Source organism: Mesorhizobium sp. WSM4989, from assembly GCF_029625795.1.
In the GTDB taxonomy this organism is placed as follows: Bacteria; Pseudomonadota; Alphaproteobacteria; order Rhizobiales; family Rhizobiaceae; genus Mesorhizobium.
In genome coordinates this window covers 2,397,196-2,412,272 of record NZ_JARTVN010000002.1, presented here as the reverse complement: position 1 = coordinate 2,412,272, position 15,077 = coordinate 2,397,196, and the positions used below count along the sequence as shown (strand labels likewise).

15 protein-coding genes are annotated in these 15,077 nt (G+C 64.4%); 13 read left to right on the top strand and 2 right to left on the bottom strand.

Going from position 1 to position 15,077, the window contains the following annotated elements; translation table 11 throughout:
• Positions 1 to 118: 118 nt before the first annotated feature.
• The 6 genes from P9217_RS24560 to P9217_RS24535 are packed head-to-tail and all read left to right on the top strand — an operon-like array spanning position 119 to position 6,917.
• Positions 119 to 1,138 carry an ABC transporter substrate-binding protein gene (locus P9217_RS24560; protein ID WP_278088118.1) on the top strand — a complete coding sequence of 340 codons (1,020 nt, stop codon included), beginning with the start codon at positions 119 to 121 and terminating at the stop codon, positions 1,136 to 1,138.
• A gap of 46 nt (positions 1,139 to 1,184) precedes the next feature.
• Positions 1,185 to 2,192 carry an ABC transporter substrate-binding protein gene (locus P9217_RS24555; RefSeq protein WP_127215904.1) on the top strand — a complete coding sequence of 336 codons (1,008 nt, stop codon included), beginning with the start codon at positions 1,185 to 1,187 and terminating at the stop codon, positions 2,190 to 2,192.
• Positions 2,193 to 2,212: 20 nt separating this feature from the next.
• Positions 2,213 to 2,773, top strand: coding sequence for an SCO family protein (locus P9217_RS24550; protein WP_278088117.1), 561 nt, complete (start codon positions 2,213 to 2,215; stop codon positions 2,771 to 2,773).
• Complete coding sequence (locus P9217_RS24545) at positions 2,739 to 5,393, top strand: GAF domain-containing protein (RefSeq protein ID WP_278088116.1); 2,655 nt, start codon at positions 2,739 to 2,741, stop codon at positions 5,391 to 5,393. The genes P9217_RS24550 and P9217_RS24545 overlap by 35 nt, the downstream gene beginning before the upstream one ends.
• A complete protein-coding gene (locus P9217_RS24540; RefSeq protein ID WP_127323842.1) occupies positions 5,390 to 5,755 on the top strand; it encodes a response regulator in 366 nt (121 codons plus the stop codon). Before P9217_RS24545 ends, P9217_RS24540 begins: the two co-directional genes overlap by 4 nt.
• Positions 5,756 to 5,768: 13 nt before the next feature.
• Positions 5,769 to 6,917 carry a response regulator gene (locus P9217_RS24535; RefSeq protein WP_278088115.1) on the top strand — a complete coding sequence of 383 codons (1,149 nt, stop codon included), beginning with the start codon at positions 5,769 to 5,771 and terminating at the stop codon, positions 6,915 to 6,917.
• A gap of 197 nt (positions 6,918 to 7,114) precedes the next feature.
• Here the strand turns inward: P9217_RS24535 and efp are convergent, their stop codons facing one another.
• On the bottom strand, positions 7,115 to 7,684 hold the full coding sequence (gene efp, locus P9217_RS24530) for an elongation factor P (protein WP_067000944.1): 570 nt from the start codon (positions 7,682 to 7,684) through the stop codon (positions 7,115 to 7,117).
• A gap of 129 nt (positions 7,685 to 7,813) precedes the next feature.
• Between efp and epmA the strand changes: the two genes are divergently transcribed.
• From epmA to lpxK, 7 genes are all read left to right on the top strand, one after another.
• Positions 7,814 to 8,857 carry an EF-P lysine aminoacylase EpmA gene (gene epmA / locus P9217_RS24525; RefSeq protein WP_067329773.1) on the top strand — a complete coding sequence of 348 codons (1,044 nt, stop codon included), beginning with the start codon at positions 7,814 to 7,816 and terminating at the stop codon, positions 8,855 to 8,857.
• 218 nt (positions 8,858 to 9,075) lie between these two features.
• On the top strand, positions 9,076 to 10,419 hold the full coding sequence (locus P9217_RS24520) for a TldD/PmbA family protein (RefSeq protein WP_278088114.1): 1,344 nt from the start codon (positions 9,076 to 9,078) through the stop codon (positions 10,417 to 10,419).
• A 1-nt stretch (position 10,420) separates the two neighbouring features.
• On the top strand, positions 10,421 to 11,215 hold the full coding sequence (locus P9217_RS24515) for a 3'(2'),5'-bisphosphate nucleotidase CysQ (RefSeq protein WP_278088113.1): 795 nt from the start codon (positions 10,421 to 10,423) through the stop codon (positions 11,213 to 11,215).
• 75 nt (positions 11,216 to 11,290) lie between these two features.
• Positions 11,291 to 11,536: a DUF4170 domain-containing protein gene (locus P9217_RS24510; protein WP_040973997.1), complete on the top strand. Its 246-nt coding sequence runs from the start codon at positions 11,291 to 11,293 to the stop codon at positions 11,534 to 11,536.
• Between the two features lie 5 nt (positions 11,537 to 11,541).
• Positions 11,542 to 12,318 (top strand): lysophospholipid acyltransferase family protein, encoded by a 777-nt coding sequence (locus tag P9217_RS24505; RefSeq protein ID WP_067329783.1) that lies wholly within the window; start codon positions 11,542 to 11,544, stop codon positions 12,316 to 12,318.
• Complete coding sequence (waaA, locus tag P9217_RS24500; protein WP_127217314.1) at positions 12,315 to 13,631, top strand: lipid IV(A) 3-deoxy-D-manno-octulosonic acid transferase; 1,317 nt, start codon at positions 12,315 to 12,317, stop codon at positions 13,629 to 13,631. Before P9217_RS24505 ends, waaA begins: the two co-directional genes overlap by 4 nt.
• Positions 13,632 to 13,693: 62 nt before the next feature.
• Entirely contained in the window at positions 13,694 to 14,731 is a 1,038-nt protein-coding gene (lpxK, locus tag P9217_RS24495) for a tetraacyldisaccharide 4'-kinase (RefSeq protein ID WP_128293275.1), read from the top strand.
• Positions 14,732 to 14,737: 6 nt separating this feature from the next.
• Here lpxK and P9217_RS24490 read toward each other — a convergent pair whose 3' ends face one another.
• Positions 14,738 to 14,971, bottom strand: a complete 234-nt coding sequence (locus P9217_RS24490; RefSeq protein ID WP_067000947.1) for a DUF2093 domain-containing protein — start codon at positions 14,969 to 14,971, stop codon at positions 14,738 to 14,740.
• Positions 14,972 to 15,077: the final 106 nt, after the last annotated feature.

The following is a 15,077-nucleotide window of genomic DNA, read 5'->3' as shown; positions in this document are numbered from 1 at the left end:
GTGAGCAACAGGCAAGCCCAGAGCCCGCCATGCAGGTACGGCCGACTGTGCACAACACAGCATCCACGGGTCAGCGTTCTCAGTGTCGCACTGGCCACCATCTGGAAAGGAGGTTCCCATGCATACCGTATATCCCGGACGGTTCAGCCGACGGAGGTTCCTGCGTGGGATGACGCTGGCGGGGACGGCGGGGCTTCTGGGCTGGCACCCCAGGCGCGCCGCTGCGGAGCCACCGCCTGAGACGACGCGGATCCGGCTCGTCCGGGTTCCCAGCATCTGTCAGGCCCCCCAGTATGTAGCCGAAGAACTGTTGCGCAGCGAAGGGTTCACCGAGGTGCACTACCTCCAAAGAGAGGGGACGGCAGACATCGCGCCGGCCCTCGCCTCCGGTGAAGCCGACCTCAGTGCGCATTTCGCCGCCCCGCTCCTTCTCCGCCTGGAGGCGGGGGATCCCATCGTCATCCTGGCAGGCCTCCACGTCGGCTGCTTTGAACTGTTCGGGACCGATCGCATCCAGTCGATCCGCGATCTCAAGGGGAAGACCGTGGCCGTGCCAGCGCTAGATTCCAGCCGATACGTCTTTCTCGCCACTATGACGGCGTATGTCGGCCTGGACCTCCATAAGGACATACACTTCGTCATGCATCCGGGACCCGAGTCCATCCGGCTCCTAGGTGAGGGGAAGATCGATGCCTATTTAGGCTTTCCCCCTGAACCGCAGGAGATGCGGGAGCAGCAGATCGGCCATGTGGTGATCAGCAGCACCGTGGACCGGCCCTGGTCGCAATACTTCTGTTGTATGTTGGCTGGGGAGCGGGAGTTCGTCCGTACGCATCCGGTGGCCACCAAACGCGCCCTCCGCGCCATCTTGAAAGCGGCGGATTTCTGCGCCAGCGAGCCCGAGCAGTCCGCCCGGTTCTTGGTGCAGCAGGGTTATACTAAGCGCTATGACCATGCCCTCCAGGTCATGAAGGCGATCCCCTACGGTTGGCGTGAGTATAGCGCTGAGGACACCCTGCGCTTCTACGCCCTGCGTCTCCACGAGGTCGGGATGCTGAAGAGCACCCCCCAGAAGCTGTTGGCCCAAGGCACCGACTGGCGTTTCTTCAACGAACTGAAGCACGAGCTGAAGACCTGACTAGGCGGCCAGCCGCGTGCCCATTTACCACGCGAGGGAGAACCCCATGCAAATCATCCAGAACCGTCGCCACTTCATGGCCGGAGCTGCGGCAGCAGGCGCTTCAGCTCTCATCGGCACAACGACTGACGCTTGGGCCGAGGCACTCCCTGAAACGACCTCCGTTCGCTTGCCGCGGTGGATCGATGGTGCCTACTGCTGGGCAGGCATGTACCTGGCCGGAGAGTTCCTCAAAGCGGAGGGCTTCACCGACGTCCGCTACGTGCAGGGCGACGAAAAAGTCGATCAGGCGGTGTGGATTGCGCGCGGCGACACGGATTTCAGCATGAACTACGCGCCGGTCCATGTCGCGTCGATCGACGCGGGCGTGCCAATCAGGGTGCTTGGCGGTCTGCATTCCGGGTGCCTCGAGCTGATCGCCAACGACAGCATCCAAGGCATCCCGGACCTCAAGGGCAAACGGGTAGGCATGCATGACATCCATGCGCCGTCGCGCGTGCTGGTCGCCCTGATGGCCGCCTATATTGGCCTGGATCCCGTCAACGACATCGAATGGGTCGAGGAAAGCAAGCCGGTGGAAGCCTTCGCCGACGGAAAGTTCGATGCATATCTCTTCACGCCTCCGGAGACGCAGCAACTGCGCGCCAAGAAAATCGGCCACACGATCCTCAACACGACCCTCGATCGCCCTTGGTCGCAGCACTTCTGCTGCATGACCTCGGCCGCTGCGGACTACGTGAACAGATACCCGGTGGCGACCAAGCGCGTGCTCAGGGCCATCCTCAAGGGCGCCGACCTATGCATTTCGGATCCCGCATGGAGTGCAGCGCAAATGGTCGATCGAGGTTTCGTCCCCAGCTACGAAATCGCGCTGCAAACGCTGAGCGACACGCGGTACGACGTATGGCGGGACTACGATGCCGAAGCCTCGATGCGCTTCTACGCGCTCCGCATGCAGGAGACGGGCATGATCAAGTCGAGCCCACAGCAGATCATCGCCGAGGGAACAGACTGGCGATTCCTGGAGCAGCTGAAGCGTGAGCTCAAGACGTGAGCGGGTTGGCAGCCCGTATCTTGCTGCTGGCGCTGGTGGCCGGGCCAGCGCAGGCGCATGATGCGCAGCACGATGAGCGATTGCCGGCAATCGGACCGGCTCCGGACTTTACGCTGACGTCGCAGGACCGGGAGCGCGTCTCGCTGCACGACTTTCGCGGCAAGGCGATCGCCATTGCATTCATCTATACGCACTGTACCGACGTCTGTCCCATGCTGACCGCCCAGATGGCCAGCGTGCAGGAAAAGTTGGGCAGTGCGTTCGGACCCAAGATCGCCTTCATTTCGATCACCGTCGACCCGGAGCGCGATACGTCCGATGTTTTGAACGAATATGCGCAGAATTTTGGCGCCGATCTGAAGGGCTGGTCGTTTCTTACCGGCGATCCGGCGATTGTCCATGAGGTTGGACGGAAATACGGGGTCTTCGCGAAGAAGGCGGCGAACGGTGAAGTCGACCATACCTTGTTGACCTCGCTCGTAGACCCGAATGGCATCTTGCGAGTACAATATCTTGGCGTCCGGTTCGACTTGGAGGAGTTCCGGGGTGACCTTCTCGGCCTCTTGGACGAAACCAAATAGCATAACGAACTGGCTCGTTGGCTGGGTTGCCCGGCTGCCGGCGCGCGTCCAGACCAAGCTCTTGATCGCGTTCCTGTCGATCGTCGGCCTGCTCATCGTGCTCGGGGCCGTCGGGTTGCAGGTGCTGAGTGGGGTCAACGATCAGACCAACGAGCTGATCAAGCTGCAGCGCAGGATCGCGGCCTACCGCCAAGTACAGCACGATACGACCACCCAGCTCTACGGTATCTCCACCGCCCTGTTGCTGCAGGATAACCGGATGCTGGATACGGCGCTGCGCCAGCTCAATCAGTTCGGCTACGACCTCGAGCGCATGGAGTTCGTCGCCAAAGCCGAGGTGGAAGTGCTTGGCCAGGTCAGGCAAGAGTACGAAAAACTGACGGCCGGGGTGACGCACGTGGCAGAGCTTGTCCGCGCGGGCCGTACCGAGGAGGCGCGCAAGGTTCAGCTTGATGAAATCATACCGTCGGCTGATCGCCTCGAGCGGCTGACAAACCAGCTGGTCAACATGGCCGAAGCCGACATGGTGGCGGCCATCGAAACGACCGAGGGTGCGTACGGCACGTCCAGACTGATCGTGGTTTCGTTTGCCGTGGGCAGTATCCTGCTAGCGTTGGGGCTCGGTTACATCATCTCCTGGTCGTTGATCGAACCGGTCAAGAAGATCGAGACGCGTCTCAGCCAGATAGCGGCCGGCGACTTCGCCCAACGGGTTGCCGTCGCCAATCGCGACGAACTTGGAGTGCTCGCTGCTAACGTCAACCAGACCTCCGACCAGCTGGGGCGCCTGTATCAAGAGATTGAGACACGCACCCAGCAGCTCGACGAAGCCCTTCAGCAGCAGACAGCCACTGCAGACGTTCTGAAGGTCATCAGCCGCTCTACCTTCGATCTACAGGTCGTGCTCGATACGTTGGTGGAATCGGCTGTCAGGCTCTGTCGCGCCGACAAGGGTGGCATCGTGCAGTTGCTTGATGGCGTATTCCGCTATGTGTCGACGCTTGGCTACCCGCCCAGTTTCCGTGCCTATGTCGACGCCAATCCACTTCCAGCGCTTGCCGCTGGGCGAGGCTCCGCCGTAGGGCGCGTAATCGAAGAACGGCGGATCGTGCAAATCGAAGACGTGACCGCTGATCCGGACTACCGCGTCGCCTTGATCGCTGAGGCAGGCGGATTCCGCACCGTCCTCGCTGCCCCGCTGTTGCGGGAAGGTGATCTCGTTGGCGTATTCGTCATGACGAGGGCTGAACCGCAACCTTTCAGTCCCAAGGAGATCGCGCTCGTCGAGACATTCGCCGACCAGGCCGTGATCGCCATCGAAAATGCGCGGCTCTTCGAGGCGGTGCAGGCACGGACGCGCGAGCTTGCGGCGTCGGTCGGTGAGCTCGAGGCGCTTGGCGAAGTGAGCAAGGCGGTCAATTCGACGCTGGATCTCGACACGGTGCTGAAGACGATCGTCGCCAAGGCGGTCCAGTTGTCGGCGACGGAAGCTGGCACCATCTACGTGTTCAGCAGCACGCGGCAGCAATTCCGTCCGCGCGCAAACTTTGGGATGAGCGATGAGCTTATCGCGGCAGTCTCGCAGCAGACGATCGGGCTGGCCGATATGGGTATTGGCGACGCGCCCGGACGGTGCATGCCGGTGCAGTTTCCCGACCTCGGCAAGGAAACCTCATCCTTCCTTGTGAGAAAGACGATCCTCGACGCCGGATATCGCGGTATCCTGATCGTTCCGCTGCTGAGGCCCAACAAGATCGTCGGTGCATTGGTCGTCAGGCGCCACAAGCCAGGCGCCTTCGATGAGCAAGTTGTTCACCTGTTGGATACCTTCGCAGCCCAATCGGTGGTCGCGATCCAGAATGCCAAGCTGTTCCGCGAGATCGAGGAGAAAGGGGAGGAGCTGGAAGCAGCCAGCCGCCACAAGTCCCAGTTCCTGGCGAATATGAGCCACGAACTCAGGACGCCGCTCAATTCGGTTCTGGGCTTCACAGAACTGCTGGTCGACGGCATCTATGGCGAACTCCCGGACAAGGCAAAGGCGACCGTCGCGCGAGTGCAGGCAAACGGCCGTCACCTCCTCGGGCTCATCAACGACGTGCTCGACCTGTCCAAGATCGAAGCCGGCCAGCTCACGCTGGCGATCGAGGACTACTCCGTCGCGCAGATTGTCCGATCGACCCTTACGGCGGTCGAGCCGCTGGCACGGGCGAAGGGTCTTGAGCTTTCAGCGACTGTTGCCGAGAACCTTCCAATCGGCCGTGGGGACGAACGCCGTTTGACGCAGATTCTGCTCAATCTCGCAGGCAATGCCGTCAAGTTCACCGAAACGGGTGCGGTCGATATTCTTGCCGATGCGGTCGATGGGCGCTTCGAGATCGCCGTCCGAGACACCGGTCCCGGTATTGCGTCCAAAGACCAGGCTCTTATCTTCGAAGAATTCCAGCAAGTCGACAACAGCAGCACCAGGCAGAAGGGTGGCACAGGTCTTGGCCTGGCGATCTCGAAGCGCATCGCCGAAATGCATGGCGGAGCCTTAGACGTCGAGTCCGTGATCGGGTCGGGGTCGACGTTCCGTCTGAAGGTCCCGATCCGGATGAATGAGGACGTGAGGGCCGCATGAGCAAACGAATCCTGATGGTGGAAGACACCGAGGACAACCGCCAAATCATCCGCGATCTCATTGCCACCACCGAATACGAACTGATCGAGGCGGCGGACGGCGCCGCCGGCATCGCTGCAGCCGCAGCACACAGGCCAGACCTGATCCTTATGGACATTCAGCTCCCGGTGATCGACGGGTATGAAGCGGCCCGCCGCATCAAGGCCGACCCGGCGCTCCGGCACATTCCGATTATCGCCGTCACCTCCTACGCGTTGTCGGGCGACAAGGCGAAAGCCCTTGGTGCTGGGTGCGATGGTTACATTGCCAAGCCATTCAGTCCACGCCAGCTGCTTTCCGAGATTCGCGGTTTCCTTTCTTGAGGGAGGCAACACCTTGCACGATCCGCCTCGCATTCTCGCGGTCGACGATACTCCGGAAAACCTCGAGATCCTGCGCATGCGCCTCGAGGCGAATGGCTATGAAGTTGTAACCGCCGCCGATGGTGAAGAGGGGCTTGCGAAAGCCCGCGAACTCACGCCGGATCTGATCCTGCTCGACATCATGATGCCGAAGCTCGACGGCATCAGTGTGGTCCGCATGCTCAAGCAGGATCACTCGCTGCGATCGATCCCCGTCATTCTGGTCACCGCGAAAGCCGACACGCGCGACGTGGTCGACGGGCTGGACGCCGGTGGCGACGATTATCTGACAAAGCCCTTCGAGCACAGGGCGCTGCTGGCGCGGGTGCGCTCGATGTTGCGCCAGAAGGCGCTTCACGACATTGTCGCGAGCCAAGCCAAACGCCTCGAGGACCAAGCCGCGCAACTTTCCGACTGGAACCGCTCGCTCCAGCAAACCGTGGCCGGCCAGGTGACGGAGCTCGAGCGAATGGCGCGGCTCAGGCGGTTCCTGCCCGAACAGGTCGCGGACCTCATCGTTGCGGCGGGCAATGGAGATGCGCTCTTGCAGAGCCACCGCCGCGAGGTGACGGTTGTCTTTTGCGATTTGCGCGGCTTCACTGCGTTCGCAGAGACCGCCGAACCCGAAGAAGTCATGACAGTTCTGGCCGAGTATCATTCCTGTCTCGGCGAACAAATCGTCCGTCACGAGGGGACGCTCGAGCGGTTCGTGGGCGACGGTATCGTCGTGGTTTTCAACGATCCAATGCCATGTGCCGACCACAGCGAGAGAGCTGTCTCGATGGCTGCCGCAATGCGCGAAGCGATTGACGAGCATTCCGAGCGATGGCGCAAGCGGGACTATTTGCTTGGCTTTGGGATCGGCATTGCCAGGGGCCACGCAACCATCGGGCGCATCGGTTTTGATCAGCGCTCGGACTATGCCGTCATCGGCACCGTGTCGAACCATGCCGCCCGTTTATGCGAGGAGGCCAAATCGCGCCAGATTCTTGTTAGCAAACGGGTCCTCGGAGCTGTCGAGTCGTTGGTCGAATCCGTTCCTGTTGGCGAACTGACGCTGAAGGGCTTTCGCCGCCCGATGCCTGCCTATGAAATCGTGCGGTGGATCGGTCGGCCAATCTAGCGTTGAGCGCACTCCGGCTTCGTTCTAGGGATGCGGTGCGTCGAACCACCGGCGCCGCGGCGCGGATCTGCCGTTCACGTCGCGGCAACTTGTAAATCCGCTTCGGGTCAGGGCCTCACGCCCAGACGGCGGACAAACCGTGCTGACGATAGGCCCGCCTGGCCGCAGGCGAGCTGTGATAGTTGACTGCTGTACCCTCAGTCCTTGGCGCGCTCGACATAGGAGCCGTCGGCGGTCATGACCACCACGCGCGTCCCGGTCGTGATGTGCGGCGGCACGGCCGTGCGCACGCCATTGGAAAGCACCGCAGGCTTGTAGGACGAGGACGCCGTCTGGCCCTTGGTGACCGGCTCGGTATCGACCACCTCGAAAACAGCGCGCTGCGGCAGCGTCAGCGAGATCGGCGCGCCGTTGAACTGCGCCAGCTGCACCGCCATGCCTTCCTGCAGGTAGGGCGCCATGTCGCCGACCACGCTTTCGGAGGCTACGACCTGGTCGTAGCTTTCCGGGTTCATGAAATGGAAGCCTTCGCCGTCGGAATAGAGGAAGGTGTGCTCGCGCTCCTCGACATAGGCGCGCTCGACCATCTCGGTCGTGCGGTAGCGCTCCGAGATCTTCACCCCGTCGCCGATGCGGCGCATGTCGAGCTGCGTCACCGGCGTGCCCTTGCCAGGGTGGATGTTTTCGGCAAAGAGGATGACATAGAGCTTGCCGTCCTTATCGACGACGTTGCCTTTGCGTAAGGAACTGGCGATGACCTTGACCACGATATTCAATCCCAATCGAGTTTTTCGGCCTGCAAGCGTCTTTGCCCACGAAGCGGCGACGGCGGCCATCGCGTGCGCCGTAGCGCATCTTGCGTCGAACCGCCAGCCTCCTCGGCGATTTTCCCGCCCATGACCACCGCTTCGCCCTGGTGGACGCCGCATGTTCATGCCGACCGCCGGCCAAGGCTGATGGCGCGCAACGCCATTGCCGCCGCCTTGCGCGGTTGGTTCGCGGAGCGCGATTTCGTTGAGGTGACGACGGCCGCCCTGCAGGTTTCGCCCGGCAACGAGGCGCACCTTGCGGCCTTCGCCACCGAGGCGATCGCGCCGGACGCGTCGCGCCAGCCGTTATACTTTCACACCTCGCCGGAATTCGCCTGCAAGAAGCTGCTTGCCGCCGGCGAGAAGCGCATCTTCAGCCTGGGCTCCGTTTACCGAAACCGCGAGCGTGGGCCGCTGCATCATCCCGAATTCACCATGCTCGAATGGTACCGCGTCGGCGAGGCCTATGAGCGCCTGATGGCCGACTGCGCCGAATTTCTGGCGCTCGCCGCGGAGAAGGCCGGGGCCAAAAGCTTTCGGTTTCGTGGCCGCGAGGCCGATCCCTTCGCCGAGCCGGAGCGGCTGAGCGTGGCGGAAGCATTCATGCGCCATGCCGGCATCGATCTGCTGGCGACCGTCGGCGCCGACGGCAGCACCGACCGCGAAGCGCTCCACCAGGGCCTGGTCCGCGCCGGCCTGCGCACCGCGCCCGACGACAATTGGGCCGACCTGTTCAGCCGCGTGATGGTGGAAAAGGTCGAGCCGGCGCTGGGGCAGGGACGGGCGACAATCCTCTATGGCTATCCAGTCTCCGAGGCGGCCCTTGCCCGGCCGAGCGCGGAGGACCCGCGCGTCGCCGAACGCTTCGAGCTCTACTGCTGCGGCGTCGAGCTCGCCAATGCGTTTGGCGAGCTCACCGATCCGGCCGAGCAGCGCCGCCGCTTCGTCGCCGAGATGGACGAGAAGGAGCGCATCTATGGCGAGCGCTATCCGCTGGACGAGGATTTCCTCACCGCGCTTGCCATCATGCCGCAGGCGAGCGGCTCGGCCCTCGGCTTCGACCGGCTGGTGATGCTGGCAACCGGCGCCGCCAGGATTGAAGATGTGATCTGGGCGCCGGTGGCCGGCTAATCCGCACTGTTCACGCGGTTACGGCGGGGCAGTGCGCTGCGAAGGGCCGCGATTGCCTTGAGATTGCCGCATCCGCCATTGCACAAGCGGTGGTGGAACAATAGATGGTGCAGCAGCATCCAAGACGATAGTGCGGGCTTCCAGAGATGGCGGCCCGACATCCATGGATGTGCGGCAGCATCTGCCCTCCCGCACAGCTTGAACAAACAGGACTAACCATGACCAACATGCTCGACGCAGGGAAACTGACCGGCCGCGTCGCGGCGCTCGTCGAGGCGGCCAAGCGCGCCGGGGCGGACGCCGCCGACGCGGTCGCCGTGCGCGGCCGTTCGGCCGGCGTGTCGGTGCGGCTGGGCAAGGTCGAAGGCACCGAATCGTCGGAAAGCGAGGACGTGTCCCTGCGCGTCTTCGTCGGCCAGCGCGTGGCGAGCGTCTCGGCCACCGCCGCCTCCGACCCGAAGGCGCTTGCCGAGCGCGCCGTCGCCATGGCGAGAGTCTCCCCCGAGGATCCGTTCCAGGGCCTTGCCGACCCGGCGCTGCTCGCCCGCAATTTGCGTGATCTCGACCTCTTCGATCCGACCGAGGTGTCGGCTGATCAGCTCAAGGAGGCGGCGCTGGCAGCGGAAGCGGCGGCCCTTGCCGTCAAGGGCGTCACCAATTCCTCCGGCAGCAGCGCCAGCGCCGGCCTTGGCGGCCTGGTGCTTGCGACCTCGCATGGCTTTGTCGGCCAATATGTCGCGTCGCGCTTTTCGCGCTCGACCAGCGTCATTGCAGGCCAAGGCACGGCGATGGAACGCGACTATGAATTCTCCTCGCGCCAGCATTTCGCCGATCTCGACGCGCCGGAGGAGATCGGCCGCAAGGCTGGCGAACGCGCCGTGCGCCGCCTCGGCGCCCGCAGGGCGGCGACCGGCCCGGTCGACGTCGTGTTCGACCCCCGTGTTGCGCGCGGCATTGCCGGCCATCTCGCCGGCGCCATCAACGGCGCCGCGGTGGCGCGCAAGACCAGCTTCCTGCGCGACATGATGGGAAAGCAGGTAGCCTCAAGCGCGATCACCGTCACCGACGAGCCGCTGCGGCGTCGCGGCCAGGCGTCGCGGCCCTTCGACGGCGAAGGCGTCGAGGGCGACAAGCTGTTGATGGTCGACAAAGGTGTGCTCAACCACTGGTTCCTGTCGACCTCGGCCGCGCGCGAGCTTGGTCTCGTCACCAACGGCCGTGGCTCGCGCAGCGGCTCTTCGGTTTCGCCGTCCTCGACCAATCTGGCCATCGAGCCCGGCGATCGCGCCCCCGAGGAGCTGATCGCCTCGCTGCAGCGCGGCTTCTACGTCACCGAGGTCTTCGGCCAGGGCGTCGACATGGTGACCGGCGAATACAGCCGCGGCGCCTCCGGCTTCTGGATCGAGAACGGCGCGCTTGCCTATCCGGTGGCCGAGGTGACGATCGCCTCCAATTTGAAGACCATGTTCCTCAACATGGTGCCGGCGAGCGATCTCGACCGCAATTTCGGCACCGCCGCGCCGACGCTGCTGATCGAGGGGATGACCCTTGCCGGCGCCTGACATGGTCATCTCAGCCGAGACGCACGAAGACCTCGCTCTGCTGCGCGAAGCCGCCCGCGAGGCGGGCACCATTGCCATGCGCTATTTCGGCCAAAACCCCCAGGTGTGGATGAAGGGCGGGACCTCGCCGGTCAGCGAGGCCGACCATGCGGCCGACGCCTATCTGCGCGAGACCCTGCTCAAGGCGCGGCCGAATTATGGCTGGCTGTCCGAAGAAACCGCCGACGATCATGCCAGGCTGTCGGCCCGCCGCACTTTCGTCGTCGACCCTATCGATGGCACGCGCGGCTTTCTCGATGGCTTGCATTCCTGGTGCGTCAGCGTCGCCGTGGTCGAGGATGGCCGCTCGCTGGCCGGCGTGCTCGAATGTCCGGCCAAGCGCGAGACCTATTGGGCGCTGCCGGGCGAGGGCGCGTTCCTCAACGGCAAGCGCATCCAGGTGCGCCAACTCGGCGATACCGTCGAGATCGGCGGGCCGAAGCCGCTGGTCGACCGCATGCCCGCTTCCTGGCAAGCCCGGATGCGCCGCGTCGCTTACATCCCCTCGCTCGCCTACCGGCTGGCGATGATCGCCAACGGCAAGCTCGACGCGACCTTCGTCAAGCCCAACGCCCATGACTGGGACATCGCCGCCGCCGACCTTATCCTCCGCGAGGCGGGCGGCGCCTTGCTCGACCGCACCGGCAAGCCGCCGCGCTATGCCGGCGAGGTGATCAACCATGGCGCGCTCGCCGCCGGCAGCGGCGAACTGCTGGGTGTCCTGGCCGGCGTCATTGCCGGAGCTGACCAAGGGTGAGTCGGCCCACGGTTTCAAAATCGGCGGCTTTGGTCTAAACGTTTCACAAAATTCATGAATCTGCGAAGGATCGGCATGGCCGTGGAAGACGGAAAGAAACAGCTTTTGCACCTGGTGTTCGGCGGCGAGCTGAAAAAGCTGGGTGGAACCGAGTTCCGTGATCTGGATGCGCTCGACATCGTCGGCATCTACCCCGACTATCAATCGGCGCACGCCGCGTGGAAGGCGAAGGCGCAGGCCAGCGTCGACAATGCCCATATGCGCTATTTCGTCGTTCACCTGCACCGGTTGCTCGATCCGGAAACAAAGGCAGCCGGTTGACATCGATGGAGCATGAAGCGGTGAAAGGAGCGACGGGGCGCGCCGCCGGGCGGGGCGGGACTCGCACGCTGTGGCGCCGCATCCGAGAGCCGCTCGCCCAGTCGCGATTCGTCAAGAATTTCATCGCCAGCCTGTTCGCCTGGTTCGTGCGGCTGATTCGCATCACCAGCCCGCTGATCAAAGGGTCGACGCAGGTCGCCGGCGGCGCCTATGCGCATCTGGAACCCGGCATCATCGCGCTGTGGCATGGCCAGCATCTCTTGACGCCGGCTTATTATCCCAAGGGCCGGCCGCTGGTCGCCATGGTCTCGCGCAGTGCCGACGCCGAGCTCAACGCGCTGATGCTGAACAGATTCGGCATCGAGGCGGTGCGCGGCTCGGGTGGCCGCGACAGTTCGAGGCATCTCGACAAAGGCGGCGCCAAAGCCTTGATTGCGCTCAAGAAAGCGCTGGTAGCCGGCAAGAATGTCGCGATGATCGCCGACATTCCGCATGGCACGCCGCGCGACGCGGGGCTGGGCATCGTGCTTTTGGCCAGGCTTTCCGGGCGCCCGATCCTGCCCTCGGCGATCGCCACCAGCCGCCGCAAGGTGCTGGAAAAGAGCTGGGACAAGACCACCATCAACCTGCCGTTCGGCCGCTCCGCCGTTATTGTCGGACAGCCGGTCTTCGTGCCGGCCAACGCCGACGACGCCGAGATGGAGCGCAAGCGCCAGGAGGTCACCGCCTCGCTCAACGCCGCGACCGCCGAGGCCTACCGCCTCGTGGACGGCGACAAATGAGCGAGCGCTGGGCGCGCGCGGCCCTGACCGCCTACCGTTACGCCGGGGCCGTCGCCTATCCGCTGATCGGACCCTATGTCGCCTGGCGCGCCTCGCGCGGCAAGGAAGACCGCGTTCGCCGTCGCGAGCGCTACGGCGTCGCCGGCCGTCCGCGTCCGGAAGGACCGGTCATCTGGATTCACGCCGCGAGCGTCGGCGAGACGATCGCCGTCGTGCCGCTGGTCGAAAGCATCCTCGATTACGGCGTTAACATCGTGCTGACGACCGGCACCGTGACCTCGGCCAAGGTCGCCGACGAGCGGCTTGGCAGCCGCATCATCCACCAATATGTGCCGCTCGACCTCAAGCCCGCGGTAAGCCGCTTCCTCGATCACTGGCTGCCGGAGCTGGCCATCATAGCCGAATCGGAGATCTGGCCGATGACCATCCTGGAACTCGGCGCGCGCAACGTGCCGCAGGTCCTGGTCAACGGGCGGCTGTCGGACCGTTCCTTCCGGTCGTGGAAGAAGCGCGCCGGCGTCGCCGAGGCGCTGTTCGAGAATCTTGCCCATGTCGTTGCCCAGTCGGATGTCGACGGCGAGCGGTTCCGCGTCCTCGGCGCCCGGCCGGTGACCGTTTCCGGCAACCTCAAGGTGGACACCAACCCGCCGCCGGTCGACGAGCGGGCGCTGGCGATCCTGCAGCGCCAGATCGGCTTACGCCCGACCTGGGCGGCGATCTCGACCCATGACGGGGAGGAGGTCGCCGCGGCGGAAGTCCATGCGACCTTGCACAAGCGCCACCCTGGACTGCTGACCATCGTCGTGCCCCGCCATCCCGACCGCGCGGACGCGCTGGCCGCGCAGATCTCCGGCATGGGGCTGAAAGTGGCGCGCCGCAGCAAGGGCGACCGCATCACGCCCGACACCGATATCCTGCTCGGCGACACGATCGGCGAGATGGGACTTTATCTCAGGCTGACCGAGATCGCGTTCGTGGGCCGCTCGCTGACCTCCGAGGGCGGCCAGAACCCGCTGGAGCCGGCGATGCTCGACACGGCGGTGCTGGCCGGCCGCAACGTGCAGAATTTCCGCGAAGCCTATCAGCGCCTGCTCGATCGCGGCGGCGCCAAGCTGGTGCGCGACCGCGACATGCTGGCCGGCGCCGTCAATTTCCTTTTGACCAACGAGGCGGTGCGCCACGAGATGATGGCGGCGGGCGCGGCGACCGTCGATGAGATGCGCGGCGCGCTTCAGCGCACGCTGAAGTCGCTCGAACCCTACATCCAGCCGCTGGTCGTCAAGGCGCGCCTGAAAGGCGCCAACGGGCGCTAGCGCATGGCCCAAAAATTCGGATCCGATCTTTGGAAAGGGTCATGCGCCATGGAAGTCGCGCCATGACCAGCGAAGCGCCGCCCTTCTGGTGGGAAAAGCCGGACTGGCGCGTGCTGGCGCTTTCGCCGGTGTCCGCGATGTATGGAATGGTGGCTGGGCGCCGCATGCGGCGCGCGCCGCGCGAGAAGGTCGCGGCACCTGTGCTGTGCGTCGGCAACTTCACCGTTGGCGGCAGCGGCAAGACGCCGGTCGCCATCGCGCTGGCTAAACAGGCAAAGCGCATGCAGCTCACGCCCGGCTTCCTGTCGCGCGGCCATGGCGGTTCCTTCGCCAAGCCGCATGTCGTCGATGCGCATCACGACGCGGCCAAGCATGTCGGCGACGAGCCGCTGCTGCTTGCCGAACATGCGCCGGTCGCGGTGACGGCCAACCGCGCCGCCGGCGCCAAACTGCTGATGGCAGAGCATGGCTGCGACTTGCTGATCATGGATGACGGTTTCCAGTCGGCGCGCATCCATATCGACTACGCGCTGGTCGTGGTCGATGCGCGTTTCGGCATCGGCAATGGCCGCGTCATTCCGGGCGGGCCGCTCCGGGCAAAGATCGTTGATCAGCTGGTGTTCACCGGCGGCTTGCTGAAGATGGGCGAGGGGAGCGCGGCCGACACGGTGGTACGCCAGGCGGCGCGCGCCGGCCGGCCGATCTTTTTGGCCCATGTCGAGCCGGCGAACCCGGCGCGCTTTGCCGGCGGGCGCTTCCTTGCCTTTGCCGGCATCGGCCATCCGGAAAAATTCTTCGATACGCTGCGCGGCGCCGGCGGCGAGGTCGCGCTGTCGCGCGCTTTTCCCGACCATCATTTCTACGCCGCGGACGAGCTTGCCGATCTGGCGGCGCTTGCCAAGCGCGAGGGGCTTCGGCTTGTCACCACGGCAAAGGATGCCGCGCGGCTTCGCCACGGCGCCGCACCCGCCGGCTTCCTGGAGCAGCTCGACGTGCTTGAGATCGACGCCGTGTTCGAGATCGACCACGTGCCGGAGCGCATCATCAATGAGACGCTGGATGCATGGCGGCAGCGCAAGATGAGACCGTCCTCATCCTAGGAGGTTCTACCCGCGCTTGCGCAGCTCCGGATGCGCCTCGATCTCACGCCGCAGCGACGCTGCCGCGTTCACATATGGCTCCTGCCTGGCGACGCTCCAGTATTTGAGCTCGTCCAGCGGGATGCTCTCGCCGGTCACCGCGCAGCGCACGAACGCGCCGGGGCTCGTCACCTGGAAGTCGCCGTCGAGATAGCGGATGCGCGCTTCCTTGCCGCCGGGGCCTTCAAAACGGTTCATCATGGAATGGCGCATAGGTTCATAGGGGTTCAATCGCCACAAATCGAAGGCAAGGTCAAGCTTGGCGCAATGCTCATGTAGTATGCCGGTTGGCACAATGGTTGTCGGG

What these genes read in the sequence shown, in the direction of transcription:
- P9217_RS24560 (WP_278088118.1), top strand. Translation starts at nt 119, where the DNA reads ATGCATACCGTATATCCCGGACGGTTCAGCCGACGGAGGTTCCTGCGT.
- P9217_RS24555 (WP_127215904.1), top strand. Translation starts at nt 1,185, where the DNA reads ATGCAAATCATCCAGAACCGTCGCCACTTCATGGCCGGAGCTGCGGCA.
- P9217_RS24540 (WP_127323842.1), top strand. Translation starts at nt 5,390, where the DNA reads ATGAGCAAACGAATCCTGATGGTGGAAGACACCGAGGACAACCGCCAA.
- epmA (WP_067329773.1), top strand. Translation starts at nt 7,814, where the DNA reads ATGACCACCGCTTCGCCCTGGTGGACGCCGCATGTTCATGCCGACCGC.
- P9217_RS24520 (WP_278088114.1), top strand. Translation starts at nt 9,076, where the DNA reads ATGACCAACATGCTCGACGCAGGGAAACTGACCGGCCGCGTCGCGGCG.
- P9217_RS24515 (WP_278088113.1), top strand. Translation starts at nt 10,421, where the DNA reads ATGGTCATCTCAGCCGAGACGCACGAAGACCTCGCTCTGCTGCGCGAA.
- P9217_RS24510 (WP_040973997.1), top strand. Translation starts at nt 11,291, where the DNA reads ATGGCCGTGGAAGACGGAAAGAAACAGCTTTTGCACCTGGTGTTCGGC.
- P9217_RS24505 (WP_067329783.1), top strand. Translation starts at nt 11,542, where the DNA reads ATGGAGCATGAAGCGGTGAAAGGAGCGACGGGGCGCGCCGCCGGGCGG.
- waaA (WP_127217314.1), top strand. Translation starts at nt 12,315, where the DNA reads ATGAGCGAGCGCTGGGCGCGCGCGGCCCTGACCGCCTACCGTTACGCC.
- lpxK (WP_128293275.1), top strand. Translation starts at nt 13,694, where the DNA reads ATGACCAGCGAAGCGCCGCCCTTCTGGTGGGAAAAGCCGGACTGGCGC.
- P9217_RS24490 (WP_067000947.1), bottom strand. Translation starts at nt 14,971, where the DNA reads ATGATGAACCGTTTTGAAGGCCCCGGCGGCAAGGAAGCGCGCATCCGC.